The 26,110-nt window shown below is 50.4% G+C and carries 26 protein-coding genes and 1 pseudogene; 21 read left to right on the top strand and 6 right to left on the bottom strand.

Features of this window, described 5'->3' with window-relative positions:
* From cyoE to clpA, 5 genes are all read left to right on the top strand, one after another.
* On the top strand, positions 1–909 hold the full coding sequence (gene cyoE, locus MPB2EB_RS07585) for a heme o synthase (protein WP_185181721.1): 909 nt from the start codon (positions 1–3) through the stop codon (positions 907–909).
* Positions 881–1,507: an SCO family protein gene (locus MPB2EB_RS07580; RefSeq protein ID WP_185181720.1), complete on the top strand. Its 627-nt coding sequence runs from the start codon at positions 881–883 to the stop codon at positions 1,505–1,507. The genes cyoE and MPB2EB_RS07580 overlap by 29 nt, the downstream gene beginning before the upstream one ends.
* 17 nt (positions 1,508–1,524) lie before the next feature.
* Entirely contained in the window at positions 1,525–2,643 is a 1,119-nt protein-coding gene (nagA, locus tag MPB2EB_RS07575) for an N-acetylglucosamine-6-phosphate deacetylase (protein WP_185181719.1), read from the top strand.
* 108 nt (positions 2,644–2,751) lie between these two features.
* The gene (gene clpS, locus MPB2EB_RS07570) at positions 2,752–3,066 is read left to right on the top strand and encodes an ATP-dependent Clp protease adapter ClpS (protein ID WP_185181718.1); all 315 of its coding nucleotides are present in this window, start codon (positions 2,752–2,754) and stop codon (positions 3,064–3,066) included.
* A complete protein-coding gene (gene clpA / locus MPB2EB_RS07565) occupies positions 3,063–5,360 on the top strand; it encodes an ATP-dependent Clp protease ATP-binding subunit ClpA (RefSeq protein ID WP_185181717.1) in 2,298 nt (765 codons plus the stop codon). Before clpS ends, clpA begins: the two co-directional genes overlap by 4 nt.
* Positions 5,361–5,645: 285 nt before the next feature.
* Here the strand turns inward: clpA and rpoH are convergent, their stop codons facing one another.
* Positions 5,646–6,560, bottom strand: a complete 915-nt coding sequence (gene rpoH / locus MPB2EB_RS07560; RefSeq protein ID WP_185181716.1) for an RNA polymerase sigma factor RpoH — start codon at positions 6,558–6,560, stop codon at positions 5,646–5,648.
* Between the two features lie 291 nt (positions 6,561–6,851).
* On the opposite strand from rpoH, the gene MPB2EB_RS07555 reads away from it, so the two are divergent.
* Both MPB2EB_RS07555 and kdsB read left to right on the top strand, forming a co-directional pair.
* The gene (locus MPB2EB_RS07555) at positions 6,852–7,550 is read left to right on the top strand and encodes a fumarylacetoacetate hydrolase family protein (RefSeq protein ID WP_185181715.1); all 699 of its coding nucleotides are present in this window, start codon (positions 6,852–6,854) and stop codon (positions 7,548–7,550) included.
* 421 nt (positions 7,551–7,971) lie between these two features.
* Complete coding sequence (gene kdsB, locus MPB2EB_RS07550; protein WP_185181714.1) at positions 7,972–8,793, top strand: 3-deoxy-manno-octulosonate cytidylyltransferase; 822 nt, start codon at positions 7,972–7,974, stop codon at positions 8,791–8,793.
* 86 nt (positions 8,794–8,879) lie between these two features.
* On the opposite strand, the gene ftsY is transcribed toward kdsB, so the two are convergent.
* Positions 8,880–9,905, bottom strand: coding sequence for a signal recognition particle-docking protein FtsY (gene ftsY, locus MPB2EB_RS07545; RefSeq protein ID WP_185181713.1), 1,026 nt, complete (start codon positions 9,903–9,905; stop codon positions 8,880–8,882).
* Between the two features lie 268 nt (positions 9,906–10,173).
* Here ftsY and MPB2EB_RS07540 point away from each other — a divergent pair, with 268 nt between their 5' ends.
* The 10 genes from MPB2EB_RS07540 to MPB2EB_RS07495 all read left to right on the top strand — a co-directional run bounded on the left by MPB2EB_RS07540 (position 10,174) and on the right by MPB2EB_RS07495 (position 19,279).
* A complete protein-coding gene (locus MPB2EB_RS07540) occupies positions 10,174–11,586 on the top strand; it encodes a pitrilysin family protein (protein WP_185182704.1) in 1,413 nt (470 codons plus the stop codon).
* A gap of 14 nt (positions 11,587–11,600) precedes the next feature.
* On the top strand, positions 11,601–12,944 hold the full coding sequence (locus tag MPB2EB_RS07535) for a pitrilysin family protein (protein WP_185181712.1): 1,344 nt from the start codon (positions 11,601–11,603) through the stop codon (positions 12,942–12,944).
* A 20-nt stretch (positions 12,945–12,964) separates the two neighbouring features.
* Entirely contained in the window at positions 12,965–13,657 is a 693-nt protein-coding gene (rsmD, locus tag MPB2EB_RS07530; protein WP_185181711.1) for a 16S rRNA (guanine(966)-N(2))-methyltransferase RsmD, read from the top strand.
* The gene (coaD, locus tag MPB2EB_RS07525) at positions 13,654–14,163 is read left to right on the top strand and encodes a pantetheine-phosphate adenylyltransferase (protein WP_185181710.1); all 510 of its coding nucleotides are present in this window, start codon (positions 13,654–13,656) and stop codon (positions 14,161–14,163) included. Before rsmD ends, coaD begins: the two co-directional genes overlap by 4 nt.
* 22 nt (positions 14,164–14,185) lie before the next feature.
* Positions 14,186–14,443 (top strand): YfhL family 4Fe-4S dicluster ferredoxin, encoded by a 258-nt coding sequence (locus MPB2EB_RS07520; protein ID WP_185181709.1) that lies wholly within the window; start codon positions 14,186–14,188, stop codon positions 14,441–14,443.
* A gap of 264 nt (positions 14,444–14,707) precedes the next feature.
* Positions 14,708–15,901 carry a fatty acid desaturase gene (locus tag MPB2EB_RS07515; protein WP_185181708.1) on the top strand — a complete coding sequence of 398 codons (1,194 nt, stop codon included), beginning with the start codon at positions 14,708–14,710 and terminating at the stop codon, positions 15,899–15,901.
* Positions 15,902–15,903: 2 nt separating this feature from the next.
* Positions 15,904–17,052 carry a quinolinate synthase NadA gene (gene nadA, locus MPB2EB_RS07510; protein WP_185181707.1) on the top strand — a complete coding sequence of 383 codons (1,149 nt, stop codon included), beginning with the start codon at positions 15,904–15,906 and terminating at the stop codon, positions 17,050–17,052.
* Positions 17,053–17,108: 56 nt separating this feature from the next.
* A complete protein-coding gene (nadC, locus tag MPB2EB_RS07505; RefSeq protein WP_185181706.1) occupies positions 17,109–17,978 on the top strand; it encodes a carboxylating nicotinate-nucleotide diphosphorylase in 870 nt (289 codons plus the stop codon).
* 196 nt (positions 17,979–18,174) lie between these two features.
* On the top strand, positions 18,175–18,642 hold the full coding sequence (locus MPB2EB_RS07500; RefSeq protein ID WP_185181705.1) for a hypothetical protein: 468 nt from the start codon (positions 18,175–18,177) through the stop codon (positions 18,640–18,642).
* Positions 18,643–18,820: 178 nt separating this feature from the next.
* Positions 18,821–19,279, top strand: coding sequence for a hypothetical protein (locus MPB2EB_RS07495; RefSeq protein ID WP_185181704.1), 459 nt, complete (start codon positions 18,821–18,823; stop codon positions 19,277–19,279).
* Positions 19,280–19,326: 47 nt separating this feature from the next.
* Here MPB2EB_RS07495 and nadB read toward each other — a convergent pair whose 3' ends face one another.
* From nadB to radC, 4 genes are all read right to left on the bottom strand, one after another.
* Positions 19,327–20,955, bottom strand: coding sequence for an L-aspartate oxidase (gene nadB, locus MPB2EB_RS07490; RefSeq protein WP_185181703.1), 1,629 nt, complete (start codon positions 20,953–20,955; stop codon positions 19,327–19,329).
* 97 nt (positions 20,956–21,052) lie between these two features.
* A complete protein-coding gene (rpmG, locus tag MPB2EB_RS07485) occupies positions 21,053–21,220 on the bottom strand; it encodes a 50S ribosomal protein L33 (protein WP_185181702.1) in 168 nt (55 codons plus the stop codon).
* A gap of 10 nt (positions 21,221–21,230) precedes the next feature.
* Positions 21,231–21,464 (bottom strand): 50S ribosomal protein L28, encoded by a 234-nt coding sequence (gene rpmB, locus MPB2EB_RS07480; RefSeq protein ID WP_185181701.1) that lies wholly within the window; start codon positions 21,462–21,464, stop codon positions 21,231–21,233.
* Positions 21,465–21,658: 194 nt separating this feature from the next.
* The gene (radC, locus tag MPB2EB_RS07475) at positions 21,659–22,360 is read right to left on the bottom strand and encodes a DNA repair protein RadC (RefSeq protein ID WP_185181700.1); all 702 of its coding nucleotides are present in this window, start codon (positions 22,358–22,360) and stop codon (positions 21,659–21,661) included.
* An 89-nt stretch (positions 22,361–22,449) separates the two neighbouring features.
* On the opposite strand from radC, the gene MPB2EB_RS07470 reads away from it, so the two are divergent.
* From MPB2EB_RS07470 to MPB2EB_RS07455, 4 genes and pseudogenes are all read left to right on the top strand, one after another.
* Positions 22,450–22,905: a peptidylprolyl isomerase gene (locus MPB2EB_RS07470; RefSeq protein WP_185181699.1), complete on the top strand. Its 456-nt coding sequence runs from the start codon at positions 22,450–22,452 to the stop codon at positions 22,903–22,905.
* A 9-nt stretch (positions 22,906–22,914) separates the two neighbouring features.
* Positions 22,915–23,895: a 4-hydroxy-3-methylbut-2-enyl diphosphate reductase gene (gene ispH / locus MPB2EB_RS07465; RefSeq protein ID WP_185181698.1), complete on the top strand. Its 981-nt coding sequence runs from the start codon at positions 22,915–22,917 to the stop codon at positions 23,893–23,895.
* A 19-nt stretch (positions 23,896–23,914) separates the two neighbouring features.
* Positions 23,915–24,865 (top strand): branched-chain amino acid ABC transporter permease, encoded by a 951-nt coding sequence (locus MPB2EB_RS07460; RefSeq protein ID WP_185181697.1) that lies wholly within the window; start codon positions 23,915–23,917, stop codon positions 24,863–24,865.
* A gap of 131 nt (positions 24,866–24,996) precedes the next feature.
* Positions 24,997–26,040 (top strand): annotated as a pseudogene (locus MPB2EB_RS07455) (ABC transporter ATP-binding protein); the annotation flags it as partial.
* Positions 26,041–26,110 lie beyond the last annotated feature (70 nt).

The raw sequence follows: 26,110 nt of genomic DNA, 5'->3' as shown, positions 1-26,110 counted from the left end.
ATGGAAAGCACCGCTTTTTGCCCCTCTATTAGCAGCCGCATCTCCCAATACTGGGCACTGACTAAACCTCGTGTTACGCAGCTCGCAGTGTTTTGCGCGATGATCGGCATGCTCTTGTCAACTCCTGGCAGTGTCCCCTGGTCGATTGTGCTGGGTGGCGCAGCAGGAATCTGGTTATTAGCCAGCGCCGCTTTTGCGATCAATTGTTTGTTTGAGCGCAAAATAGATACATTAATGCGTCGCACGGCATGGCGGCCATCCGCTCGCGGTGATTTAACCTCCCTCCAGATTCTTTTATTTTCAGCGCTACTAGGTGGGCTTGGGATGTGGATGCTCTGCGCCTTCACCAATGCATTAGCAATGTGGCTCACGCTGGCCACTTTCATTGGCTATGCAATTATTTATACGCTGATCTTAAAGCCGCGGACGCCGCAAAATATCGTGATTGGCGGTGCCGCTGGGGCGATGCCGCCGGCGCTTGGGTGGGCCGCGGCAACTGGAGCGGTGCCGGCTGATGCGTGGCTGCTTGTCTTGATTATTTTTGTATGGACGCCGCCGCATTTTTGGGCGCTTGCGCTATACCGTCGACAAGATTATGCGCAAGCGGGTTTGCCGATGTTGCCAATTACACATGGTGAGCAATTTACACGCTTACAGATTTTGCTTTATACCATCGTTCTATTTGGCGTATCGTTGTTGCCATTTGCTTCGCGCATGAGTGGGATAGTCTATCTAGCCGCGGCGATTGTGCTGGGCATCATTTTTCTGGCTTATGCTTGGCGTATCTGGCGCGCTTATTCGGATACGCTAGCGCGCGGGCTGTTTCGATATTCAATTATTTATCTGTCGTTGCTGTTTGCAGCATTACTGGCTGACCATTATGTACAAATTTACCGCAGCAGCGTCTAAATTTACAGCCTGCTTATTGTGCCTACTGATAGGGGTGGCAGGTTGCACGCGCACGCCGGCGTTCAAAAATACCGATTTGACTGGCAATCCAAGTTTTGGCACGGATTTTACACTGCCGGACACCGCGGGTCAGATGCGTACTTTGGCTGACTTTAAAGGCAAAGTGGTGGTGCTGTTGTTCGGCTATACGCATTGTCCTGACATTTGTCCCATGACGCTTGCAACGCTTGCGCAAGCCCTAAAACAATTGGGGAACAAGGCAAAGCGGGTGCAGGTATTATTTGTTACTGTCGATCCAGCGCGGGATACGCTGTCTTCGCTGGCGCGCTATGTCCCGGCTTTTGATCCCAGCTTTATCGGTTTGCGGCCAGCGAATGAAGCGCAGCTTAAAAAGGTGACGCAAGATTTTCGAGTGTTTTTTGCGCGAGAGTCCGCAAGCGTAGACGAAATGGCCAAAACTCCCACCGCCGACGCCTATACTATGGATCATACAGCGGCGGGCTATGTATTTGATGCCAGCGGCACACTGCGCCTTTTTGCGCGTGATGGGCAAGGGCCTGAGCCGTGGGTGCATGATTTAAAGATATTGCTGAATTAAGCGCTCAAGAGTAGCCCATGAAGAGCCTAAAGTTGTGCGGAAATATTTTAACCCCCGAAGGCTGGCGACTGGGTCATATAACGTTTGAGGGGGGGCGGATTGTGGCGCTCAATGGCGCACCCAGCGAACCGGCGACAAACCACGAACCTTACCTCTTGCCCGGTTTTATTGACCTGCATGTGCATGGCGGCGGCGGGGCGGATGTGATGGAAGGCGGTGCTGCGGCTCAAACCATGGCCCGTATGCATGCGCGTTATGGCACCACAAGCCTATTGGCCACCACCATGACGGCGCCGCGTGATGAGCTGGCCGCAGTGCTAATGGCGCTTGCGCCTGAGGTGCGGCAGCGCGCACCGGGTTGCGCCCGCATCCTCGGCGTGCACCTTGAAGGGCCGTATATTAATCCTGGCAAACTGGGTGCGCAACCTTCTGCAACCGCGCTCGTGGCACTGGATGAAGTGCTCTATTATTCGGAGCTTGCTCCGCTGCGGGTGGTGACGCTGGCGCCGGAGCTGGCTGGCCATTTAACGGTCATAGCCGATCTCGCTGCGCGCGGGATACGCGTACAGCTTGGCCATACGTTAGGCAGTTATGAGGAGGGGGTGGACGCGCTTAAGCAGGGGGCCACAGGTTTTACCCATCTATTTAACGCTATGACGGGCTTGCACCATCGTGCGCCAGGCATGGTGGGCGCGGCGCTTGCACATGCTGAGTATGCGGAACTCATCCCAGATTTATTGCACGTGCATCCAGGGGCGATTTATACGGCACTGCGCGCGATTCCTAGGCTCTACTGCGTGACTGATAGCACGGCGGCAGCGGGGATGCCAGATGGCGCTTATCCGTTGGGGAGTCAGACGGTGATTAAATGCGTGAATGGCGTGCGCTTGGCGGATGGCACGTTGGCCGGGAGCACCTTGACGATGGATCAAGCGCTGCGTAATTTAGTTGCGCTAGGTTTGCCGTTAGCTGAAGTTTCCCATCGCTTGTCACGCTATGCGGCGGATTATCTGGGTTTAGTACAACGGGGTCGACTTGTAGTGGGTGCTTGGGCAGATTTAGTGGTGCTGGATCGCCAACTGAGGGTGCAGACAACCTATGTCGAAGGCGAAAAAATTGAGGTTCGATCAAGCTGATGGTCGTTCCATGGCGCTCTCGCCAAGCAAGCTTCACGAGGTGAGGGTCTTGCTTCTAATCCGCCCAACCGCAATGCAAGTGCAGGCAACTTGTTTAAAATAAAGAGTATGGCTATTTCCTTGAGTCTCGAAGATAACGTTGTGGTTGAGCGGCAAAAGCAAACAATAAAACCGCCACCCATGTATCAAGTCGTGTTGCTCAATGATGACTTTACGCCGATGGGGTTTGTCGTCATGATTCTTCAAAAATACTTTAGAAAAGACCAAAAGGCCTCAATTGAGATTATGCTGAAGGTACATTGCGAAGGTAGAGCAATTTGTGGGGTTTATACGCGTGATGTGGCAATGACCAAAGTGAAGCAGGTAACCACCCATGCAAAGCAAGCCGGTCATCCGCTGCAGTGCGTTATGGAGAGAACATGATCGCTCAAGAACTAGAGGTTAGCTTGCATATGGCGTTTATGGAAGCGCGCCAAGCCCGGCATGAATTTATTACGGTAGAGCATCTGCTGCTAGCGTTGTTAGATAATCCGACGGCGGTTGAGGTGTTGCGTGCTTGCGCGGCCAACATTGATGACTTGCGACATAATCTGCACCATTTTATTCACGATAACACCCCGGTCGTACCGGGTTCGATAGACGCTGATACGCAGCCTACATTAGGCTTTCAGCGGGTGATTCAGCGTGCGATTATGCATGTCCAATCGGCTTCAAATGGCAAGAAAGAAGTGACCGGTGCAAATGTACTGGTGGCGATTTTTGGAGAAAAAGAGTCGCACGCGGTTTATTGCTTGCAGCAACAAGGGATTGCGCGTTTAGATGTGGTCAATTTTATTGCGCACGGAATCGCTAAAACCGGCGAGAGTGAATCCACCAAATCGGCTGATGCAAGCGCAGATCAGGACGGAGCGGCAGGGCAAAAAGAAACGCCGCTGGCGCAATTTACGCAGAACTTGAATCAACTCGCTAAAGAAGGGCGGATTGATCCATTGATTGGGCGGGAGCTCGAAGTTGAACGCGTGGTGCAAATTTTGTGTCGGCGCCGGAAAAACAATCCGCTCTTAGTCGGGGAAGCGGGCGTCGGTAAAACGGCTATCGCGGAAGGGCTTGCCTGGCGGCTCACGCGTGGCGAAGTGCCGGATATATTGGCGAATTCAGTGGTTTATTCGCTGGATATGGGCGCTTTGCTGGCCGGTACTAAATACCGTGGCGATTTTGAACAACGTTTAAAAATCGTGCTTAAAGAATTAAAAGAGCGCCCTCATGCGATACTTTTTATCGATGAAATTCATACCTTGATTGGTGCAGGCGCTGCCTCAGGCGGGACGCTGGACGCCTCAAACTTATTAAAACCAGCGCTTTCGTCTGGACAAATAAAATGCATTGGAGCGACTACTTTTACCGAATATCGTGGGATTTTTGATAAAGATGCCGCGCTGTCGCGGCGCTTCCAAAAAATCGATGTTTCTGAGCCAACGGTAGCCCAAACCATTGCGATTTTGCGTGGGCTGAAGTCGCGCCTTGAGGAACACCACAGTCTTAAATATTCTGGTGCCGCGTTATCTGCGGCAGCTGAATTATCGGCTCGTTTTATTACGGATCGGCATTTGCCGGATAAAGCGATTGATGTGCTGGATGAAGCGGGTGCAGCGCAACGCGTATTACCTAAATCGAAACAAAAAAAGATCGTCGGTAAAGCAGAGATCGAGGAAATTATTGCAAAAATCGCTCGTGTGCCAGCACAAAGCGTTTCACTCGACGATCGCAGCAAATTGCAGACCCTTGAGCGCGACCTCAAAAGCGTGGTCTTTGGACAAGACCCCGCGATTGAAGCCTTGGCCTCTGCAATCAAAATGGCGCGTGCCGGATTGGGTCAAATTGGTAAACCCATTGGCGCGTTTCTATTCTCAGGCCCAACCGGCGTTGGTAAAACTGAAGTCGCCCGTCAACTTGCTTTCACCTTGGGCATCGAGCTGACGCGTTTTGATATGTCTGAATATATGGAGCGTCATGCGGTCAGCCGTTTAATCGGTGCGCCGCCGGGTTATGTTGGTTTTGATCAAGGTGGCCTCTTGACCGAGGCGATCACGAAAAAGCCGCATTGCGTGTTGCTACTGGATGAAATCGAAAAAGCGCATCCAGATATTTATAATATTTTGCTGCAAGTCATGGATCATGGCACATTGACGGATAACAATGGCCGTAAAGCCGATTTTCGTAATGTGATTCTCATTATGACCACCAACGCGGGCGCTGAAGCACTGCAAAAAACCAAGATTGGCTTTACTACACGTAACGAAGCGGGGGATGAAATGGCCGAAATTAAAAAGACCTTCACCCCTGAGTTTCGTAATCGGTTAGACGCAACCATTAACTTCCACTCACTCAACGCAGAAATTATTCTGCGTGTGGTTGATAAGTTCTTAATCCAGCTGGAAGATCAACTCCACGAAAAGAAGGTGGAGGTTATCTTTACGGATAAGCTGCGCAAATACCTTGCGAGCAGCGGTTTCGATCCACTCATGGGCGCGCGGCCGATGCAACGCTTGATTCAAAACGCTATCCGGCGTGCCTTGGCGGATGAGTTGCTATTTGGTAAGTTGTCAAATGGGGGGCGCGTTAAGGTTGATGTGGACGAGCAGAACAAAGTGCAACTTATTTTTGATGAAAATGGCGAGTCACATAATACGAACCCTGAAACGGCGGAGATTGACTGATGGTTTAAGGGGGGGATTCGCATGCATTGGAAGCTGTGGCTTAACGGCTTTCATAATTCTCAAAGAGGGAGGGGGCTGGCATTTAGGCGTTTAAAATAGGGACAGCCTCAACGATCAGGCATCCGATTGGGAGTCGTTGATGGCTGTGCGTTATGAAGCAGCACAGAGAGCCTGTCTCGTCTCTCTGTGCTGCCCAATCTGCTCATATCAGATAGATTAGAATAGATTAATATAATTTAGAGCGATTTTGATCAAGCGGCCAAGGCCCTTTTTAGGCCAAGGACGTCAAGCTGCATAAGCAGTTAATGCACTGCGCATCTTTTTCATAGCACTGACTTCAATTTGGCGAATACGCTCGGCCGAGACACCGAATTCCGCTGCCAGATGATGCAGCGTTGCACCGCCAGAACCATTTTCGTCAACATCTAACCAGCGCGCCTCAACAATCCGGCGGCTACGTGCATCAAGCGTATCCAGCGCACTGGCTAAGCCATCGCTTTGTAAACGGTCAAACTGGCGATTCGCCAGCACCTCGGTTGGCTCATGTTGAGTGTCGGTGAGATAGGCAATCGGCGCAAAGGATTCTTCGCCATCTTCAATTTGTCCTTCTAGCGCGACATCTCCGCCCGTCATACGGGTTTCCATCTCCGCTACGTCAGTGTGCTTGACGTTCAGCGCTTTAGCTAAAGCGTCAATTTCACTCGAGGTCAGCGTTTGCGCGCTTCGTTTACGGCTGCGTAAATTGAAAAAAAGTTTGCGCTGAGCTTTGGTGGTGGCAACTTTTACAATCCGCCAGTTGCGCAGGATATATTCATGAATCTCGGCTTTAATCCAGTGAATGGCATAGGAGACGAGCCGTACATTTTGCTGCGGATCAAAGCGTTTTACGGCTTTCATTAGACCAATATTGCCTTCTTGAATCAGGTCGGCATGTGGCAATCCATAGCCTAAGTAGCCGCGGGCGATTGAGACAACCAAGCGCAGATGGGATAAAACCAGCTTGCGAGCTGATTCAAGCGTACCATGCTCACGATAATCGGTAGCGAGCTGTTGCTCTTCCTCCACGTGCAGCATTGGAATACGGCTAACCGCTTGGATATAGGCATTAAGATCACCTAGCTGGCCAAGTACTGGCATCGTCGGAGCAAGAGTCAGCGCCCCGCCTACTTCGGATCTTTTTAATTCAGATTTTGTATTCATTTACGCTCCTTAAGAGAGGTATTTTTTATAATATTAGCACTCTTCTGCATAGAGTGCTAATTTGCCCCAGAGAAGTCTTTCTATGAGCGGGCGTTTTTATTCGCGAAATTTTTTTCTGCAAGGTCGGGTTTGGATTTTTAGGGGCGCTAGATCTAGCCAGAAGTTTTATGCTGCCTGAGTGATTCAGGCAAGGCCTAAGTCTATTGAGATAGGGGGGTGAATTATAATGCCGAGAGACCTATAATATGCCGAGGTCGAGCCAACCAATCCGTATAAGGCTGAGAAATTATAATGAGTGAAATATTTGCAGCAGCACCGCTAATCACTGTGCCGATTGCGCATTCAAATGACTCTTTCGCGGTGCGCCGCATTTACTGCATTGGCCGCAATTATCTAGAGCACGCGCGTGAGATGGGGCATGTGTCGCCGTCTTCATCTTTAGTATTTTTTCATAAACCGGCTGACGCTATCTTGTATGTGGCGCCAGGCAAAGTCGGGCAATTTCCTTATCCGCCGGGTTCAAATAACGTGCATCATGAAGTGGAGCTGGTGGTCGCGCTGGGTAAGCGTGGCCGCGATATTCCGGTTGAGCGCGCGCTTGATTATGTGTTTGGCTATGCAGTGGGTCTGGATATGACGCGCCGCGATCTGCAAGCAGAAATGAAACGGCAAGGCTATCCATGGGAAAGCGCCAAAGCTTTTGATGCTTCAGCGCCGCTGGGCCCGATCCATCGCGTAGAGGAGGTTGGCCATTGTCAGCAGGGCGCAATTTGGCTCAAAGTGAATGGGGTTGAGCGGCAACGTGCTGATGTGGCGCAGCTTATTTGGTCGATTGCATATGTTATATCTTATCTGTCAACCTTATCTGAGCTCGCGCCAGGAGACTTGGTTTATACCGGGACGCCCGGCGGCGTAGGGTCGATCGTGAGGGGGGACCTGATGACGGCAGGTATTGACGGTTTAGGCGAATTGGCGGTTAAGGTGACTTAGATGCTTTTATGGAAAGAATATAAAGATGGGAAGTAAACTAGTTTTGGGGAGGCGGCAGCCGCGTGCTGGTTGGGTTTTTATCGAATTCATACCCTGATTTACTTCCTATGCTGCTGCCGTCCTTCAGGGCAATCTGCAAGGAGCGCAGTGCTCTACTAAACACTATTTTATCTTCGCTGACGTTGGAGCGCTGTTTGACAGCTGGGGACATGATATTTAACCGTTGGAGAGTCGAGGGCGGAGAGGGAAGCATGGAGAGGCAATTTATCGAATTGGCCTGCCGATGGTAAGGGTCTTATAAAAGATGTGAAATGAAATTAGTCCTTAAAGCGCAACAATTCGGTACCCTGAATAGGCAAAAGTTGCATGGGATCATGTTTAATCTACTATTATCAAGCTCTTCTGGTGCAGGAATTATTATATGAATACTATAAATTTTGATGTAGCAATCCCCGCTCGTCTTCAGTCTACTCGACTGCCTGAAAAAGCGTTAGCCCAAATTGACGATAAGCCCATGGTTATACATGTGGCGTTGCGCGCTCAGAAATCTGGCGCGCAACGTACAATAATTGCGACGGATTCTCCACGTATTGTCGAGTGCGCCGGTCAATATAATATAGAGGTTATGTTGACGGCAGAGAGTCATGCCTGTGGGACCGACCGGCTGGCCGAGCTTGCGACCCAGCTGGACTGGGCAGATGACCAGATCATAGTAAATGTGCAAGGCGATGAACCGTTAATCGATCCTACATTGATTCAAGCAATGGCAGCCCATTTGGCGACACACCCTAGCTGCGCATTAGCGAGCGCTGCGCACCCCATTAAGAGCATCGAAGAAATTTTTAATCCCAATGTGGTTAAAGTGGTACTCGACGCCCGAGGATATGCATTGTACTTCTCCCGCGCACCTATTCCTTGGGCGCGTGATGTGTGGCAGGGTGTGATGGGAGAAAATGGTTTTTCTATTAGCCAAGCAGCTAGTACTAATAGCACACTTGACCAAAGCAAGCAGCCGGTGTACCGCCACATTGGCATATATGCGTATCGAGCTTCTTTTTTGCGCCGCTTCGCCACTTTAACGCCGTCCCCTTTGGAAGGCGTGGAAGCACTCGAGCAATTGCGCGCTCTGTGGCATGGCGAATCTATTGCTATGTATGTAACGGACAAAGCGCCTATCGCAGGCGTAGATACTGCTGCTGATTTAGAACGTGTACGTGCTTTTTTAAGCACAGAGGAACTCTAGCTTGACACAAGCGTCCACCGGGTTCTGGCCTCTGGAGAGTAATGAAACCGTTATGGGGAAGCTTCCTATAATGAATCAGTTGGACCTTAGTTCAGCAGCGCGTTGGCAAACTCTTCGGCGCAAAATGGCTGTAAATCATCAATGTGTTCCCCTACGCCGATGAAGTACACGGGGATCGGCCGCTGTCGCGCAATGGCGGCAAGGATGCCGCCTTTCGCAGTGCCATCGAGCTTGGTTACAATCAATCCGGTTAGGCCAAGCGCATCATCAAAAGCCTTGACTTGCGCCAAGGCATTCTGCCCAGTGTTTGCGTCAATCACTAGCAGTACCTCATGCGGAGCATCAGCCATGGCTTTAGCAATCACGCGTTTGATTTTTTTCAACTCCTCCATCAAATGCAATTGCGTTGGCAGGCGCCCGGCGGTGTCCGCCATCAGGATGTCTAGCTTACGTGCGCGTGCCGCGTTGAGGGCGTCGAAAATGACTGCGGCGGGGTCTCCGCTTTGCTGTGAGATGACATTAATCTGATTACGTTCCCCCCATAGCGCAAGCTGTTCGTGCGCGGCGGCGCGAAAAGTGTCGCCCGCGGCAAGCAATACAGATTGTCCATGCCGTTGTAAATGTTGGGCGAGTTTGCCAATGCTAGTGGTTTTGCCGGCGCCGTTCACGCCGGTGATCATCATCACTAAGGGTTGCGCACGGTCAAGCACTAATGTGTGTTCAAGAGGTTTTAATAAATCCGCTAATAAGGAGCGCAGTGCTGCTTTAACGGCTTCACCGTCATTAAGCCGTTCCGCAAGGACTTTTTGGCGCAGAGCATTCAGCAAGAATTGGCTTGCCTCAAGCCCCGTGTCGGCCATTAAAAGCGCAGCTTCCAGTTCTTCAAAAAAGTCCTCATCGATCTTGACGTTGGTAAAAAGGTTTGTAAAGTTGTTGCGGGTTTTCGCCAAACCAGATTTTAGCCGGTTGACCCAGGAGGTTGGACGATCTGGAGTCAGCGCTGGAGCGGAAGGATTTTTATCCTGAGTGTCGTTTTTTGTTTTATGCTCTGCCTCAGCAGGTTCGGGGGCTGATGTTGAGCTCTTATGAAGCTTTTTGAAGAAGCTAAACATGGTTTATAGTTTGAAGGATGTGACTTGGAAAAAGCTGAGAGTGGATGTAAACGAAAGGGGGTATTTTAGCAGATGGAAGGGAAAGCGCCCTCCGTCTGGGGCCGGTATTAACCACTGTTTGGGGCATTCGCACAATGTGTCGGGCCGTCCGTTGCTGCACTGTTGCTGAATCAACGTTGAATTAAATGAATCTATGTCTCTGAAAAAGAATACCTTGAAAAGCGTATTGAAAATCGTTAGGCCATTATGCTTGAGGGCGCTCTCTTCTATGCGCGCTTATGGCTTACCGAGCGGCATCGGTATTGCGACGTTAGTATGCGTCGCTAGCGTATCTGCTGCTGACTTGAAAGCTGAAGCTGCAGCCGAGGTCCGATACACGTTGCCTACGACGGAATTTGCTTTAGCTAACGGGTTAAGAGTTATTGTGCGGGAAGATCACCGCGCCCCAACGGTAATGCAGATGCTTTTTTATAAAGCCGGTTCGCTCGATGAGCTGAGTGGCACCACTGGGGTTGCGCATGTCCTTGAGCATATGATGTTTCGTGGGACCCAGCAGGTTGGGCCAGGTGAATTTTCGCGGCGCGTAGCGGCTCTTGGTGGTAGTGAGAATGCGTTTACAATGCAAGACTGTACCGCGTATTTCACGCGCATAGAAAAATCGCACCTGCCTGACATTATGGAGCTCGAAGCAGATCGAATGCACAATCTCGCTCTTACCAGAGAAACCTTTGATCGCGAAATTCGGGTAGTGATGGAAGAGCGGCGTTTATCCGTGGAGGATAAACCCGAAGCGTTGCTGGCTGAAGCCTTGCGGGCAACCGCATATAGTGCGTCGCCGGCGCGTTGGCCAGTGATTGGCTGGCAGGATGATTTACATCATATGACCTGGCTGGATGCTCGTGCCTGGTATGAGCGCTGGTACGCGCCGAACAATGCCTTGTTGGTGGTGGCAGGAGATGTCGATCCGGCTTCCGTTCGCGCGCAAGCTGAGCGTTGGTTTGGGGCGATTCCGGCGCGGCCATTACCTCTGCGCAAACCGCAGAATGAACCGCCACAGCATGGCTTAAAGCGGATCGTGCTTAAGGCTTCAGTCAGTGTGCCGCGTGTCACCTTGGCATTTAAGACCGTCCCATTAGAAGAAAATCCTACGGCCAAGCACGATGCTTACGCTCTTAGTGTGTTAGCCGCAGTGCTTGACGGCTATCCGAATGCGCGGCTTGAAAAACATCTGGTGCGCGAACAACGTCTGGCTGATGGGGTCGATGCCTCTTACAGCATGGTAGCGCGTGGGCCACAATTATTTACCCTCAGCGCGCTGCCAGCGCAGGGTAAATCGGTCAAAGAATTAGAGGCGGCTTTGCGTAGTGAGTTAAAGAAGATTGCCCAAAATGGCGTTGGTGCGGAGGAATTGCAACGTGTCAAAACGCAATTGTATGCGGCGCGTGTATACGAGCGAGATTCCGTATTTAGCCAAGTCATGGAGATGGGTTTAACGGAAATGGCCGGGCATTCATGGCGCACCATCGAGCACATGGACGAAGCCTTAAATGCGGTGACGGCGCAGGAGGTGCAAGCCGTCGCGGCGCGCTATTTCACAGATGACCAGTTGACGGTGGCGACGCTTGTGCCGCAACCAGTGCGCTCTGTCACGCACCTGAAAAACCTGACGCAGAAAAACTAATGGAGTGAATCAGGATGCGGATCAGAACTCAATTCTTATATTTAGCTTTTGCGACCTTTTTGGCCGCCATTATGCTGGGGCGACCTTCCGCGGTGTTGGCTGAGCCATTGATTCAACAATGGCGCACCACGTCAGGAGCGAAAGTGCTGCTGGTTGAAGATCATGCGATCCCAATGCTGGATATTCAAGTCAATTTTGATGCGGGCAGCCGTTATGATCCGCCTAGTCGTAGCGGTCTAGCTGCAATGACGGCGCGCATCTTGCGTACGGGTACGCGCGCGACGCAAGGGTGCTTAGGCTTAACGGAAGCTCAGATTGAAAATCATTTTGCCGATCTAGGTGGCGTGGTCTCGGATACAGTAGATGAAGATAGCGCGGCTTTGCGTCTGCGCACGTTATCGATTGCACCCAAGCGCGATGCTGCGCTAGCGACTTTTGCGGCACTCTTGCAATGTCCGTCTTTTCCGGAAAAAAAACTGGCGCGTGAAAAGCAGCGGATTATTACGGTTCTTAAGGAACGGTCAAGTCGCCCGCAAGTGCAAGCTGAAAAAACCTTCAGCGCAGCAGTATTTGGGGCGCACCCATATGGCGCATCGCCTGATCCCAAAGGTATCTCAACCCTAACGCCGGCAGCTTTGTCCGCGTTTTATCGAACGCATTATGACGCTCAGCATGCAGTCTTAAGCATTGTGGGCGACTGTGACCGGTTACAAGCTGAGCGCATCGCGGAGCAACTGATGCGCGCGTTACCGCCTGGCGCGCCAAGAGCAGTGCTGCCCCCAGTGGTTCCGTTGGCGAGCCCGCGCGAAATTAAAGTGCCGAATTCAGCCTTGCAAGCGCATATTTTGCTTGGAGCGCCAGCTATAGCGCGGGGCGACCCAGATTATTTTGCGCTGCTCGTGGCGAACCAAGTGTTGGGTGGCGGTACCTTAATCTCTCGACTTGGGCATGAAGTGCGCGAGCAGCGTGGTTTATCCTATGGCGTATATAGTACTTTTGTGCCAGCAGCGCAGCCTGGCCGCTTCCAGATTAGCTTGCAAACGCAGAAAGATCAGGTGCCTGAGGCGCTGGCAGTGGTGCGTGCAACACTCGCAAAATTTATTGCCCAAGGGCCTACGCAAGCAGAATTAGAGGCCGCCAAAAATTACTTGGTCAACAGCTTCCCACTGCAACTTGACAGTAATGGAAAACGCTTGGGAATTGTGGCGACCATAGGTTTTTATGGGTTGCCGCTGGATTATTTGAACACCTGGACCGCGCGTGTGAACGCGGTGACGCGTGAGGAAGCACAAGCCGTATTCGCCAAACATGTCAATTTAGACAAGATGGTGACAGTATTAGTAGGCGCACCAGAGTAGTGCGCTAAAATTGAGCTAGCATGGTTATTTCATCTGAATTTTCTAGTGGGGCTGCGCGCCCCGCAGCGCATTCGGTGCGCATCATTGGCGGGGCTTGGAAGCGCACGCATTTGCCGGTGCTGGATCTGAACGAATTACGGCCAACCCCCGACCGGGTGCGGGAAACGTTATTCAATTGGCTGGGCCAGGCGTTGGATGGGTTGGTGTGTTTGGATTTATTCGCGGGTAGCGGCGCATTAGGTTTTGAGGCGGCTTCGCGCGGCGCAGCGCGCGTGCTGATGATCGAGCGGCAACGGCGGATTGTGCAGCAACTACGGCGCAATCAAGAGAAACTGGCGGCTCATACCGTGGAAATTGTACATGCTGACGCGCTTAAATTTGCGCGCGGACTTGCTGCAGGTAGTTTTGATCTAATTTTCCTTGATCCTCCGTTCGCCACGAATTTACTTGAGCCCGCATTAAATGTGTGTTTGCCGCTGGTGCGGCAAGGGGGCGCAATCTATATTGAATCTTCTAAGCCGTTAGCCCAGGGTAAACAATTGATATTGCAAACGGAAGCTAAAGCGGCAGGTAACCTACCTGCGTCAGAGCCCGTGCAGCGCGGGTGGAGTGTTGTGCGACGCGGTAGGGCAGGGGCTGTGCATTATCATTTATTGCGTTATCTGGCTAGCCAGGCCGGGGATATTTTGCCTTTTGAGGGGGGCGCGGCATGATCGTTGCAGTTTATCCGGGGACTTTTGACCCGTTCACGCGCGGCCACGAGGATATTGTGCGTCGTGCCTCTAGTATTTTTGATAAACTCATTATCGGAGTTGCCGATAGCCGCAATAAACAGCCTTTTTTCACGCTAGAAGAGCGCTTAGCGATTGCGCATGAAGTGTTGGGGCATTACTCTAATGTGCAGGTCAAAAGCTTTAAGGGCTTACTCAAAGATTTTGTGCGCAGTCACGGAGCGCGTGTGATTGTGCGCGGCTTGCGGGCGGTGTCAGATTTTGAGTATGAGTTTCAAATGGCGGGCATGAATCGATACTTAATGCCTGATATTGAGATGATGTTTATGACGCCAGCCGATCAATATCAGTTTATTTCCGGCACGATTGTGCGTGAAATAGCGCAATTGGGTGGTGATATTAGCAAATTTGTTTTTCCATCTGTTGAAAAATGGATCAAAGACAAGGTGGCTAGGCTGGCGACCGAGGTGGATTGCAATAGCCAGTAGCAACTGGCGCGTGGATAAGTTTATGGCGTTAAAGATTACTGAAGAATGTATTAATTGCGATGTTTGCGAGCCAGAATGTCCAAATAATGCGATTTCAATGGGAACCGAGATCTACGTGATCGACCCGAACAAATGCACTGAATGCGTCGGACACTTTGACGAACCGCAGTGTCAACAAGTATGCCCGGTGGAATGTATTCCACTGAACCCTGAATATACTGAAACGCGCGCACAGTTACTTGAGAAATATCATAAATTGGTGGCGCAAAAAGGGGCGTAATCAAGAACGGCTGGCTGAGTTTCTCCTCTAATCATTCGGAAGCGGGAGTTCAGACGAAGTTCTACGCAGCGATCTTCATAGACTGAGGATATGCTACTGATATAGGACCTCAGCTTACATCTAGGCGTGTCTAGCTTAGGTGAACGGCACACCTGCCAGATAGGATAGAATACGCCGGTCGCGCCGCTTTAGCGGGGTTTTAGCCGTTGAATTTTGGGTAGCGCTGAGCGAGTGTTTTTTATTTTTTAATGGGAGGCGGCCATTTTGTTGCACGCTTTGCTTGATTTTTTCTCTCACGGTCTATTGCGTTGGTCGTATTGGCAGATTGCTGCTTATGCATTGGTTGTCACGCATATAACCATTATCGGGGTGACAGTTTACCTGCACCGTTGCCAAGCCCACCGCGCGCTTGACCTACACCCAATCGTGAGCCATTTTTTCCGTTGCTGGTTATGGCTCACGACAGGTATGGTGACCGGCCAATGGGCCGCGATTCACCGTAAACATCATGCCAAATGTGAAACCGATGAAGATCCGCACAGCCCGCAACGGCGCGGTATCTGGAAAGTGTTGCTAGAAGGCGCTGAGTTGTACCGAGCGGAAGCAAAAAATCAAGAAACGGTGAGCAAATATAGCCATGGCACGCCAAATGATTGGCTCGAGCGCAATATCTATGCAAAGCATTCAGTGCTGGGCGTTTCATTGATGATGATGATCAATATTGCGCTTTTTGGCGTGGTGGGTGTGTCGGTGTGGGCGGTGCAGATGATTTGGGTGCCGTTTTGGGCCGCGGGCGTGGTCAATGGACTGGCTCACTATTGGGGCTATCGTAATTTCGATTGCGCTGATGCAAGCACCAATATCTTCCCATTAGGGATCATTATTGGCGGTGAAGAATTGCATAACAATCATCATACTTTTGCTACCTCGGCTAAACTCTCTAATAAATGGTATGAGTTTGACATTGGCTGGATGTATATTCGTATCCTGTCTGCGTTGCGGTTAGCTAAAGTCAAAAAAGTGGCGCCTGTTCCTAAACTTAAACGGGGCAAACCAGCGCTGGACCTTGAAACTTTGCATGCCGTCTTGGCCAATCGCTATGACGTGATGGCGCGTTACGCCCAGGTGATAAAGCGCGCTTACCGGCATGAATTGGCGTACCTTAAAGAGTTTGGCGCTAAAGAAAAATACTTATTGGTTAAAAGTGCGCGTAAATGGTTTCATGATGAGGGTGCGCGCCTTGAAAAACTTCAAAAAGAGTTGCCGCAAATTTTGGCGCATAGCAATGCCTTGCGTACATTTCATGAATTGCAAAGCGAGCTGGCGGCGATTTGGGAGCGCTCCAATGCTTCCCGCGAGCAACTTTTACAGCAGCTACAAACTTGGTGTCGCCGGGCTGAAGGAAGCGGCATTCAAGCTTTACACGATTTTTCGCTACGCCTACGCAGTTATTCATAGAAATGCACTCTTCATCACCGCAAGCCATTAAGGCCGTTGATTTTGATCACCCACACATGCAAGGCGCCGTTTGTGGCACAGGGCAAGCGTGGGCGCGCTTGCCTGCCACGCCTACCCCGGCTGAGCAACGCGCGTTAAAAGAGCGGATCCGTGCCTTACTGGTGCGCGAGCAAGCGGTGTTGGTTGCGCATTATTATGTGGATGCTCAATTGCAGGAGTTGGCTGACGAAACCGGTGGCTGTGTGGCGGATTCACTGGAAATGGCTCGTTTTGGCCGCGACCATCCGGCGCGTACTTTAGTCGTAGCTGGGGTACGTTTTATGGGTGAAACGGCTAAGATCTTAAGCCCAGACAAGCGCGTACTGATGCCTGATCTGGATGCAACCTGTTCGCTAGATTTGGGTTGCCCAGCAGATGAATTCTCAGCTTTTTGCGCAACTCACCCAGAGCGCACAGTAGTGGTGTACGCTAATACGAGCGCTGCGGTTAAAGCGCGCGCGGATTGGATGGTGACCTCATCCATTGGCTTAGACATCGTCGCTGAGTTGCATCGTCAAGGAGAAAAAATTCTGTGGGCGCCGGATCGCCATCTGGGTCAATATATCCAGCAAAAAACCGGCGCTGATATGTTGCTTTGGCAAGGCTCATGCGTGGTGCATGACGAATTTAAAGGCGTTGAGTTAGAACTGCTACGCGCTGAATACCCGCAGGCTAAAGTCCTCGTGCATCCAGAGTCGCCCGCGGCAGTCGTGGCGCAGGCTGATGTGGTCGGCTCGACAACGCAATTAATTGCTGCGGCTCAAAAGCTTGATGCAACTGAATTTATCGTGGCTACTGATTTAGGCATTTTGCATAAAATGCGCGCAGCAGCCCCTATGAAGCATTTTATTGCGGCGCCTACAGCGGGCCATAGTGCAACCTGCAAAAGTTGTGCCCATTGCCCGTGGATGGCAATGAATGGGCTTGCCAATTTGGCCGATGTGCTTGAGCATGGACATAACGAAATTCATGTTGAAGTCGAGATTGCTGCGCGCGCGCGCTTGCCAATTGATCGTATGCTTGATTTTGCCGCGCGCCGCCAGAGCACCGTGCGCGCTAGCGGCGATCTCGCGCGTGATGGTGAGTTATTCGCTCAGGTTGGGCCGGCCTAAGTCATCTGCTACAAAAATCCTCTTTTAGGCGCAATGCCCCCCTTTTCCTTTGCAACATGACGCCAGACGCAATCCGTACCGAATATGGTGAATTATTTGAGCAGGCGTTGGTACACAATGTGGCCAATGCGTTGCAAGAGGACATTGGCCCTCAAGATCAAACCGGCCTTTTACTTGATGCTCAGCAGCTTGGCGTAGCGCGCATTATTGTGCGTGAAGCCGCGGTACTGTGCGGTACTCCCTGGTTTGTAGAAGTGATGCGCCAGCTTGATCCAAATATCAAGCTCGAATGGCGTTATCAGGAAGGTGAACTGATGCGGGCTAATGATGAGGTTTGCATAGTACGCGGACCGCTGCGCGCATTACTCACGGGCGAACGAGCTGCGCTCAATTTTTTGCAGTTGCTCTCAGGCGTTGCCAGCGCGACACGGCAGTATGTTAACGCTATTGTCGGTACGCGAGCACGTATTTTTGATACGCGTAAAACGCTACCAGGCCTACGGCTTGCGCAAAAATATGCAGTCCGGGTTGGCGGGGGCGAGAACCAGCGGCTGGCATTATATGACGGTATCCTAATTAAAGAAAATCATATTGCCGCAGCAGGCGGCATCACCCAGGCGCTTGCTGCCGCCCGTGCGTTGCAGCTGCCCGTGCCGGTTCAAATTGAAGTTGAAACATTGGCGCAACTGGCAGAGGCACTGGGCGCACAAGCGCGGTTAATTTTGTTGGATAACTTTACCCTCGATGAACTGCATGAAGCCGTGCTCGTCAATGCTGGCCGTGCTGTGCTAGAGGTATCGGGCGGGGTGGATTTAGATACCGTGCGCGCGATTGCGGAAATAGGGGTTGATCGCATTTCAATCGGTGCATTGACAAAGCATTTGCAGGCAACGGACTACTCTTTACGGGTTATTGGCGCTGTGTAAATCTAGTGAGGTATAAGGGTACTTTCGCTGCGTAAACATGCCTCTCTCAAGCAACAATATGATTAAAAACAGAGAGTGGGATTGAGTAGGAAGATAATTTCGGAAAATATACGCGGATTTCGTGTTCATACCTGCTCATCAAATTTTCCGTGTAAAAATGACGAATAGTTATTTAACTTAATCTAGGCGATCATTTATGGCTACTCGTACAGAAAATAATTTGCGTTGCGAAATTCCCAATCCCAGTATTGTTAATACTGGAGAAGTAAATCAACGACATATTGCCAATGTGAGCGGTACTCCTGAGGAAACAGGGGTTGGAGCTTTGGCAGGTCTTAAAGAATTATTAAGAAATCGTATCGAACATCTTAGTAATGAAATAAAAGAAACTAGAAAAGTCTTGAGAGCAGATTTATTAAATATGGAGACTTCAAAAGAGGATTCTTATGAAGTCTCCAGTAAATTACCAAAGTTATTTGGTGGGAATGAATTGCGAAAATACGTTCTTTCAAAGAGCTATTTGAGTAATCTGAACGAGGAGGTTAGTGCTTATTCGAACGAGATTAGAGATATGCGGCAAACGATTAAACAGAATGTGGAGGAAAGGAATCAATTAAAACAACAATATATACGGCTATCAGCAGGTAGCATGAAGAGTGGCTAGTAGGCGCTCTTCCATCTAGCTGCAACAGCGCAAGCGACATGATGTAAAAATAAAAATGGGCTTGAGTCAGAAGATGGCTACGGAAAATATAGGCGAATTTCGCTTCAATACCTTCTAATCAAATCGAACATGTAAAAATCATGAATCATTAACTTAACTTTAATTTGGGTGGCTATTTATGACTATTCGTGGAGTAGGCTTACGCGGCGAAATATCTTCTTCCAATATCGTTAATGCTGGAGAAATAAATCAACGGCATAACCTTCATGGGGGGAGAGTTTCTCAGAAAGCAAATGCCGGAATCTTGGAAAATCTTAAAAAAATAGAAAAGGATATAAGAGGTCTTGACAGTAAGATAAGAAAAGATAAGGCTGCCTTGAAAAAGCATTCATCTAGGATGGTCTGGGGGGAGAGGAAGCTTGATGCAGTCGTCGGTAGCCTACCCAAATTATTTGGTGAGAATAAATTGCTAAAATACGTCCATGCAAAGAATTATATGAATGATCTGAATAGAGGTATTGATCTTCATGCAAGCAAGATTAAAGAAAGGGAAAGTATAATCAAAAAGGATGTTGAGGAAATTAATCAATTAGAACGGCAATATATGAGGTTATCAGCTAGCGCGGGGAATGGCTAGCGGAATGCCACATATTTTATTTAATTAAAACACAAATTTATATTGTGTCAACGCTGCCGCACTAATGTCGTTGGTAGTGCTTCAGCTAACTGCTCAGGCCAATCGCGGCTAAAATGTAGGCCGCGGCTTTCGCGCCGCAAGCACGCACTTTCTACAATCAGCGCAGCGACCTCGACGAGGTTGCGTAATTCGAGCAAGTCCCGGCTAATGCGGAAATTAGCATAGTATTCATCAATTTCACTGCGCAATAGCGCAATTCTATGCTTGGCGCGCGATAAACGTTTATCTGTGCGGACGATCCCAACATAGTTCCACATCAGTCGGCGTAATTCGTCCCAGTTATGGGTAATCACCACTTCTTCATCTGGATCTGTCACGCGGCTTTCATCCCAGGTCGGTAAGGGAGTATTGGGATGGTATGCATGGTCAACAAAATCCGCTTGAATTGCAGATGCGCTGGAGTGAGCCATGACGACGCATTCCAGTAGAGAGTTGCTCGCTAGCCGGTTAGCGCCATGTAAACCCGTGTAAGCGGTTTCTCCCACGGCAAAAAGCCCAGCAATATCGGTGCGTCCAAAGGCATCCGTAACGACGCCGCCACATGTGTAATGCGCCGCCGGCACCACTGGAATGGGTTGATGTGTAATGTCGATGCCAAATTCTAGGCAGCGCGAGAGAATGGTTGGAAAATGCGCGCGTAAAAATTCGGGGGGCTGGTGGCTAATATCGAGATGAACATAGTCGATGCCGTGTTTTTTAATTTCAAAATCAATGGCGCGTGCCACAATATCGCGTGGCGCAAGTTCTGCGCGCGCATCGTGCTTGGGCATAAAGCGTAGACCGTTGCCGTCATGGGCGGGGAGTTTAAGCACCCCCCCTTCGCCGCGCACGGCCTCGCTAATTAAAAATGACTTTGCATAGGGGTGATACAAGCAGGTGGGATGGAACTGGATAAATTCCATATTGGCAACCCGGCAGCCTGCCCGCCAGGCGATGGCGATGCCGTCGCCGGTTGCTGTGTCAGGGTTGGTGGTATAAAGATAGACTTTGCCTGCGCCACCCGTGGCGAGCACGGTATGCCGCGCTTGTAGGGTGAGCGTGTGTCCATTGCGTATATCGAGTACGTATAGGCCATCACAACGCCGCCCAGGTGCGCCAAACGGGGCGGAAGTAATGATGTCAATCGCAAAATGTTCTTCAAGTAGCGTTATATTAGGATGTGTCCGTACCCGCTGAGCCAGAGTGGACACGACCGCATGGCCGGTTGCATCTGCGGCGTGCATAATTCTTCGGTGGCTATGGCCGCCTTCGCGCGTTAAGTGAAAGCCCAGCTCGCTGGTCACATCGCGTGTAAAAGGCACGCCTTGTTCGAGCAGCCATTTGATGGCTAATTCGCCCCGTTCGAGGATAAAGCGGGTAAGGTTTTCATTACATAGGCCACCGCCGGCAATCAGCGTGTCTTGTACGTGGTTTTCGATACTATCCGCGGAATCCAGCGCAGCGGCAATCCCGCCTTGCGCCCAGTCGCTCGCGCTATCGTGTAGCGAGCGTTTAGCGATGACCGCAACACGCAAAGTATCGGCGAGCTTCAGGGCTGCACTTAAGCCAGCCAAGCCGCTGCCTACGATGACAACATCGAAATTTAATGGGTTGGAAGATTTTTCGCGGTTTGACATCTGCCAGCCACTTGCAGCAAAAACCCCGCACAGCCACTACAAAAGAATCTAAGCAGCGCTGGGCGGGGTTTGGGTATATCAGGTCGTCTGAAACCGTCTATTTCAGCTTAGTTTCTGTATAAGAAACATGCTTGCGCACGACAGGATCGAATTTCATGAGTTCGATCTTTCCTGGTTTTGTGCGTTTGTTCTTTGTCGTGGTATAAAAATGACCTGTGCCGGCCGATGATGCCAGCTTAATCTTTTCGCGTCCGCCTTTAGCCATGATTTATCCTTTAAATTTCGCCACGTGCGCGTAAATCAGCGAGCACGACATCAATTCCTTTCTTGTCGATCAGGCGTAATGCGGCATTCGAGATGCGCAGTCGCACTTCGCGATTCTCGCTTTCTACCCAGATGCGGCGATACTGCAAATTCGGTAAATAGCGGCGTTTTGTTCTATTATTGGCATGGGAAACGTTGTTGCCAACCATTGGCCCTTTCCCAGTTACCTTACATTTTCGTGCCATTGAGCACTCCTGGTACGCTAGATTCTACGCGGTAACAATCGCTACAGCGTGTTGCAAAATAAAAATCGAAAGGCCGGATTCTAGCATACAAAATCTGAATTTTGCGGTTACGAGTTTGGATTTTGCTACTACAGGTTGAGATTTTGGGCTGCAAGAGCTGGATCTTGCTAGTCATTACATGGAAAAAGAGAGAGTCATATCCAGCCTTTTTCAGAAAACGATAAAATCGCATTAGAGGCGACGATAAAGTGATCCAGCAATTTTATATCAAATAGCGCCAACACGGTTTGTAGTTGTTGAGTCAAGTGCTGGTCGGCCGGGCTTGCGGCTACAGTGCCTGATGGGTGGTTATGCGCTACGATCAACGACGCTGCGTTTAATAGCAATGCTTGTTTGGCGATTTCACGTGGATAGACAACGGTCTGGGTTAACGTGCCGCGGGCGGATTCTTCCGCCCGAATCAGCCGATGGCGTGCATCAAGATATAAGCAAACAAAAACTTCATAAGGACGTGCGCCGATCAGCAATTTTAAATAATTTCGTACGGCCGTAGGCGACTCAAGATAGGTGTTATTTCGTAATTGCTCGGCTAACGCGCGTTGGATGAGCTCGCTGATGGCATGAAGTTGAGCAATTTTGGCGGGACCCATTCCGTGCACGGCTTCAAGATCTGTGCGTGAAGCGTTTAATAAAGCGCGTAGCGAACCAAAATGACGAATTAATGTGTGGCCAAGGTCAACCGCACTTTGTCCGGTGACTCCAACGCGTAAAAAAATGGCGAGCAGCTCGGCATCAGACAAAGCGGCGGGACCGGCGTGAGCGAGTTTTTCGCGCGGACGCTCGCTATTGGGCCAAGTGCGGATGGCGTGCCCCCTTTGGGAGGTTAACTGTCTCATCTGAGCTAAGTCGCTTACAATACCGTTTTTTTGTGTTTTACGGCGCTGTTTTTGGGCCGCCGGTTTGATAAATATTGATTTAGCATCGCATGACCCTAATTAATCTTTCTGAAGTGAAGCAAGGCTCGCACGTTACGTTGCATTATCGCCTCTCGTTAGCGGATGGTGCGGATATCGTGAATACTTTCGGTGATCGGCCGGCTACTTTATTATTAGGAGCTGGTCAGATCGCACCACCGCTTGAGGCTATTTTGCTTAGAATGAAGGCAGGAAGCCACTCTACCTTTCGGCTAATGCCGGAGCAGGCTTTTGGGGTGCGCAATCCGGAGCTGATTCAAAAAGTAACGTTGGCCGCTTTGCGTGACCATGGCGTGAGTAGCGATGAGTTTGTGCCGGGAGATTTGATTGAATTCAATGCCCCCAGCGGTGGGCGTTATGCGGGTGTCTTAAAAGAAATTGACGCCAGCGGAGCGCTCTTTGATTTTAATCACCCGTTAGCGGGGCAGGCACTTTCTTTTGAGGTGCAGATTATTGGTATTTTATAGAGACGGATCATGGCGCACGCTGCTTTAACTGAGAATGAAGCTGAGATTTTACTCGCCCAGCCGCGTGGATTTTGCGCTGGAGTCGATCGCGCGATTGAAATTGTCGAGCGCGCTTTGGCACGTTTTGGCGCACCGGTTTATGTGCGCCATGAAATTGTTCATAATGCTTATGTGGTGCGCGATTTGCGCCAAAAAGGTGCGGTTTTTGTCGAATCGCTTGAGCAAGTGCCAGCCGGCAGTACCGTGATCTTTAGTGCGCATGGGGTGGCCAAAGAAGTGCACCAACAAGCTCAGCAGCTGGGTTTGCACATTTTCGATGCAACCTGCCCGTTAGTGACAAAAGTGCATGTCGAAGTGGCTAAAATGTGGGCCAGTGGATATGAAATCGTGATGATTGGGCACATAGGTCATCCCGAAGTTGAAGGTACCATGGGACAAGTGCCCGATAGAATGCACTTAGTAGAAACGGTGTCTGATGTTGAGCAGTTACACGTGGCTGATCCGCAAAAACTGGCTTATGTGACGCAAACAACTTTGTCAGTTGACGATGCCGCACAAGTGATTGAGGCTTTAAAGAAGCGTTTCCCGACGATTCTAGGACCCAAGAAACAAGATATTTGTTATGCCACGCAAAACCGGCAAGATGCGGTCAAATTAATGGCGCCGCAATGCGACCTGGTAATTGTCGTGGGAAGCCCGAATAGTTCAAATTCGAATCGTCTGCGTGAGGTTGCGCAAAAGCTGGGTATTTCAGCTTATATGGTGGATGAGCCAGCGCAGATTGATCCGGCTTGGCTGGTGGGTAAGCGCCGGATTGGCGTTACCGCTGGCGCATCGGCGCCGGAAGCCTTGGCGCAATCGGTGATTGACCGCTTGCGCGAGCTTGGGGTAGCGAAGGTGCGCACCTTAGAGGGGGTAGATGAAAACGTGTCTTTCCCACTGCCGCGAGAGCTCAGCGCATTAGTCGGTAAGCCCAAAAAATTAAAGTAAGCTAAATTGAGGGGGGCAAATGGATATTTTTATCCAGCAAATTCTGAATGGTTTGGTGCTGGGTAGTGTTTATGCGCTGATCGCACTAGGCTACACGATGGTGTATGGCATTCTAGGCATTATCAATTTTGCGCATGGTGATGTGTTAATGGTAGGCGCGCTGATTGCGCTTTCCGTGATTAAGCTGATCCAAACCTATTTCCCGCAGTTAGACCCGATACTGACGCTATTTATTGCGTTGATGGCGGCCGCCTGCGCTTGTGCTTTGCTTGCCTACTTGATTGAGCGGGTGGCATACCGGCCGTTACGTAATGCGCCGCGGCTGGCGCCCCTGATCACGGCAATTGGCGTCTCGATTCTACTGCAAACGCTCGCCATGATGATCTTTTCGCGCGCGCCATTGATGTTTCCACAATTGTTGCCAACCGATCCAATCAACGTTATTGCGCCTCAAGGAGATCACCCCGGCGCGGTGATTTCGATGACTGAAATTATTATCGTGGTGGTCGCGTTTGTCACCATGGGGGGGCTATTGTGGCTCGTGCATAAGACGCGGCTTGGTCGCGCGATGCGCGCCACAGCAGAAAACCGAGCGCTAGCGAGCTTAATGGGAGTGAATCCCAATTTTGTGATTTGCGCTACGTTTATGATTGGCGCCGCGTTAGCTGCGCTGGCGGGGGTGATGATTGCCTCTGAATATGGCAATGCGCGTTTCGATATGGGCTTTATTCCAGGCATTAAAGCATTTACTGCGGCGGTGTTAGGTGGGATTGGCAATTTAGGTGGCGCGATGGTAGGCGGCATCTTGCTGGGGATTATCGAGCAACTGGGTGCAGGCTATATTGGTGATTTAACGGGCGGGGTATTCGGTAGTAATTACCAAGATGTATTTGCTTTTATCGTACTCATTGTCGTCTTGGTGCTGCGGCCTTCTGGCTTGTTAGGCGAGCGGGTTAGCGATCGCGCATAAAGACCTAAGGCGAACGCACTTTACTCCAACTACTGTATAAGGTTTTGCTTAAATACATGATAGTGTTTACTACGAAAAAATCAGTGACAGCCTATGCAGGTATGGCACTGCTCGCGCTAACCCTACTTTTAGCTCCGCTGGTGATCGGGGCGGTGGGTGGAAATTATTGGGTGCGGGTGCTGGATTTCGCCATGCTCTATGTAATGTTGGCATTGGGGTTGAATATAGTTGTTGGTTTTGCGGGTTTGCTTGATCTGGGCTATATCGCCTTTTATGCAGTAGGCGCATATATCGCGGCGCTTTTGTCTTCCCCTCATCTAGCGCAGCAATTTGACTGGATTGCTCAATTACTGCCGGCCGGGCCACACCTCACGATTTGGTTAATCTTGCCGATTGCGCTGGCCATGGCGGCGCTGTTTGGTGTCTTGTTGGGTGCGCCCACGCTGCGTTTGCGCGGTGATTATTTGGCTATCGTGACGCTGGGTTTTGGTGAGATTGTGCGGATTTTCATGAACAATCTTGACCGGCCGCTTAATCTGACTAACGGCCCACAAGGGATTGCGAATATTGCGCCAGTCACTTTATTTGGCTTTGATTTATCGAAAACACATCGCTTGTTCGGAATAGATTTCCCCTCTGTCTATTTATATTACTATCTATTCGCGGCGCTTGCGTTAGGTGTGATCTTTATTTGCATCCGACTGCAACATTCGCGTATTGGTCGGGCTTGGGCTGCCATCCGCGAAGATGAAACGGCGGCTAAAGCAATGGGTATCAATACGCGTAATATGAAGTTGCTCGCATTTGCGATGGGGGCTTCGTTTGGCGGTGTGTCAGGGGCGATGTTTGCGGCTTTTCAAGGTTTTGTTTCACCTGAGTCATTCACCTTTTCAGAATCTATTGTGGTGCTAGCGTGCGTTGTACTGGGTGGCATGGGACATATTCCCGGGGTGATTTTGGGCGCGCTGCTGCTCTTGATCTTTCCTGAGTTCTTGCGCTCAACTATGGGACCATTGCAGGATGCATTATTCGGCCGTGAGATTTTCGCTGTAGAAGCCATTCGTCAACTATTTTATGGTTTGACCATGATTATTATTATGCTCTACCGGCCAGCTGGCTTATGGCCCGCGGCTAAGCATGAAGATCGAATGGCTAAAAAAACTAAGCGCAATTAATTCAGCGTATAAGAACTGCGTCGTCTTGCTAGCCAGCAAGTCGGATATTGTTTACTTCAGCCCGAGGCTC

Origin of the sequence: Mycoavidus sp. B2-EB, assembly GCF_014218255.1 — a bacterium.
Taxonomy (GTDB): Bacteria; Pseudomonadota; Gammaproteobacteria; order Burkholderiales; family Burkholderiaceae; genus Mycoavidus.
The sequence above is the reverse complement of the archived record's forward strand: the minus strand, read 5'-3'. Positions and strand labels throughout refer to the sequence as shown.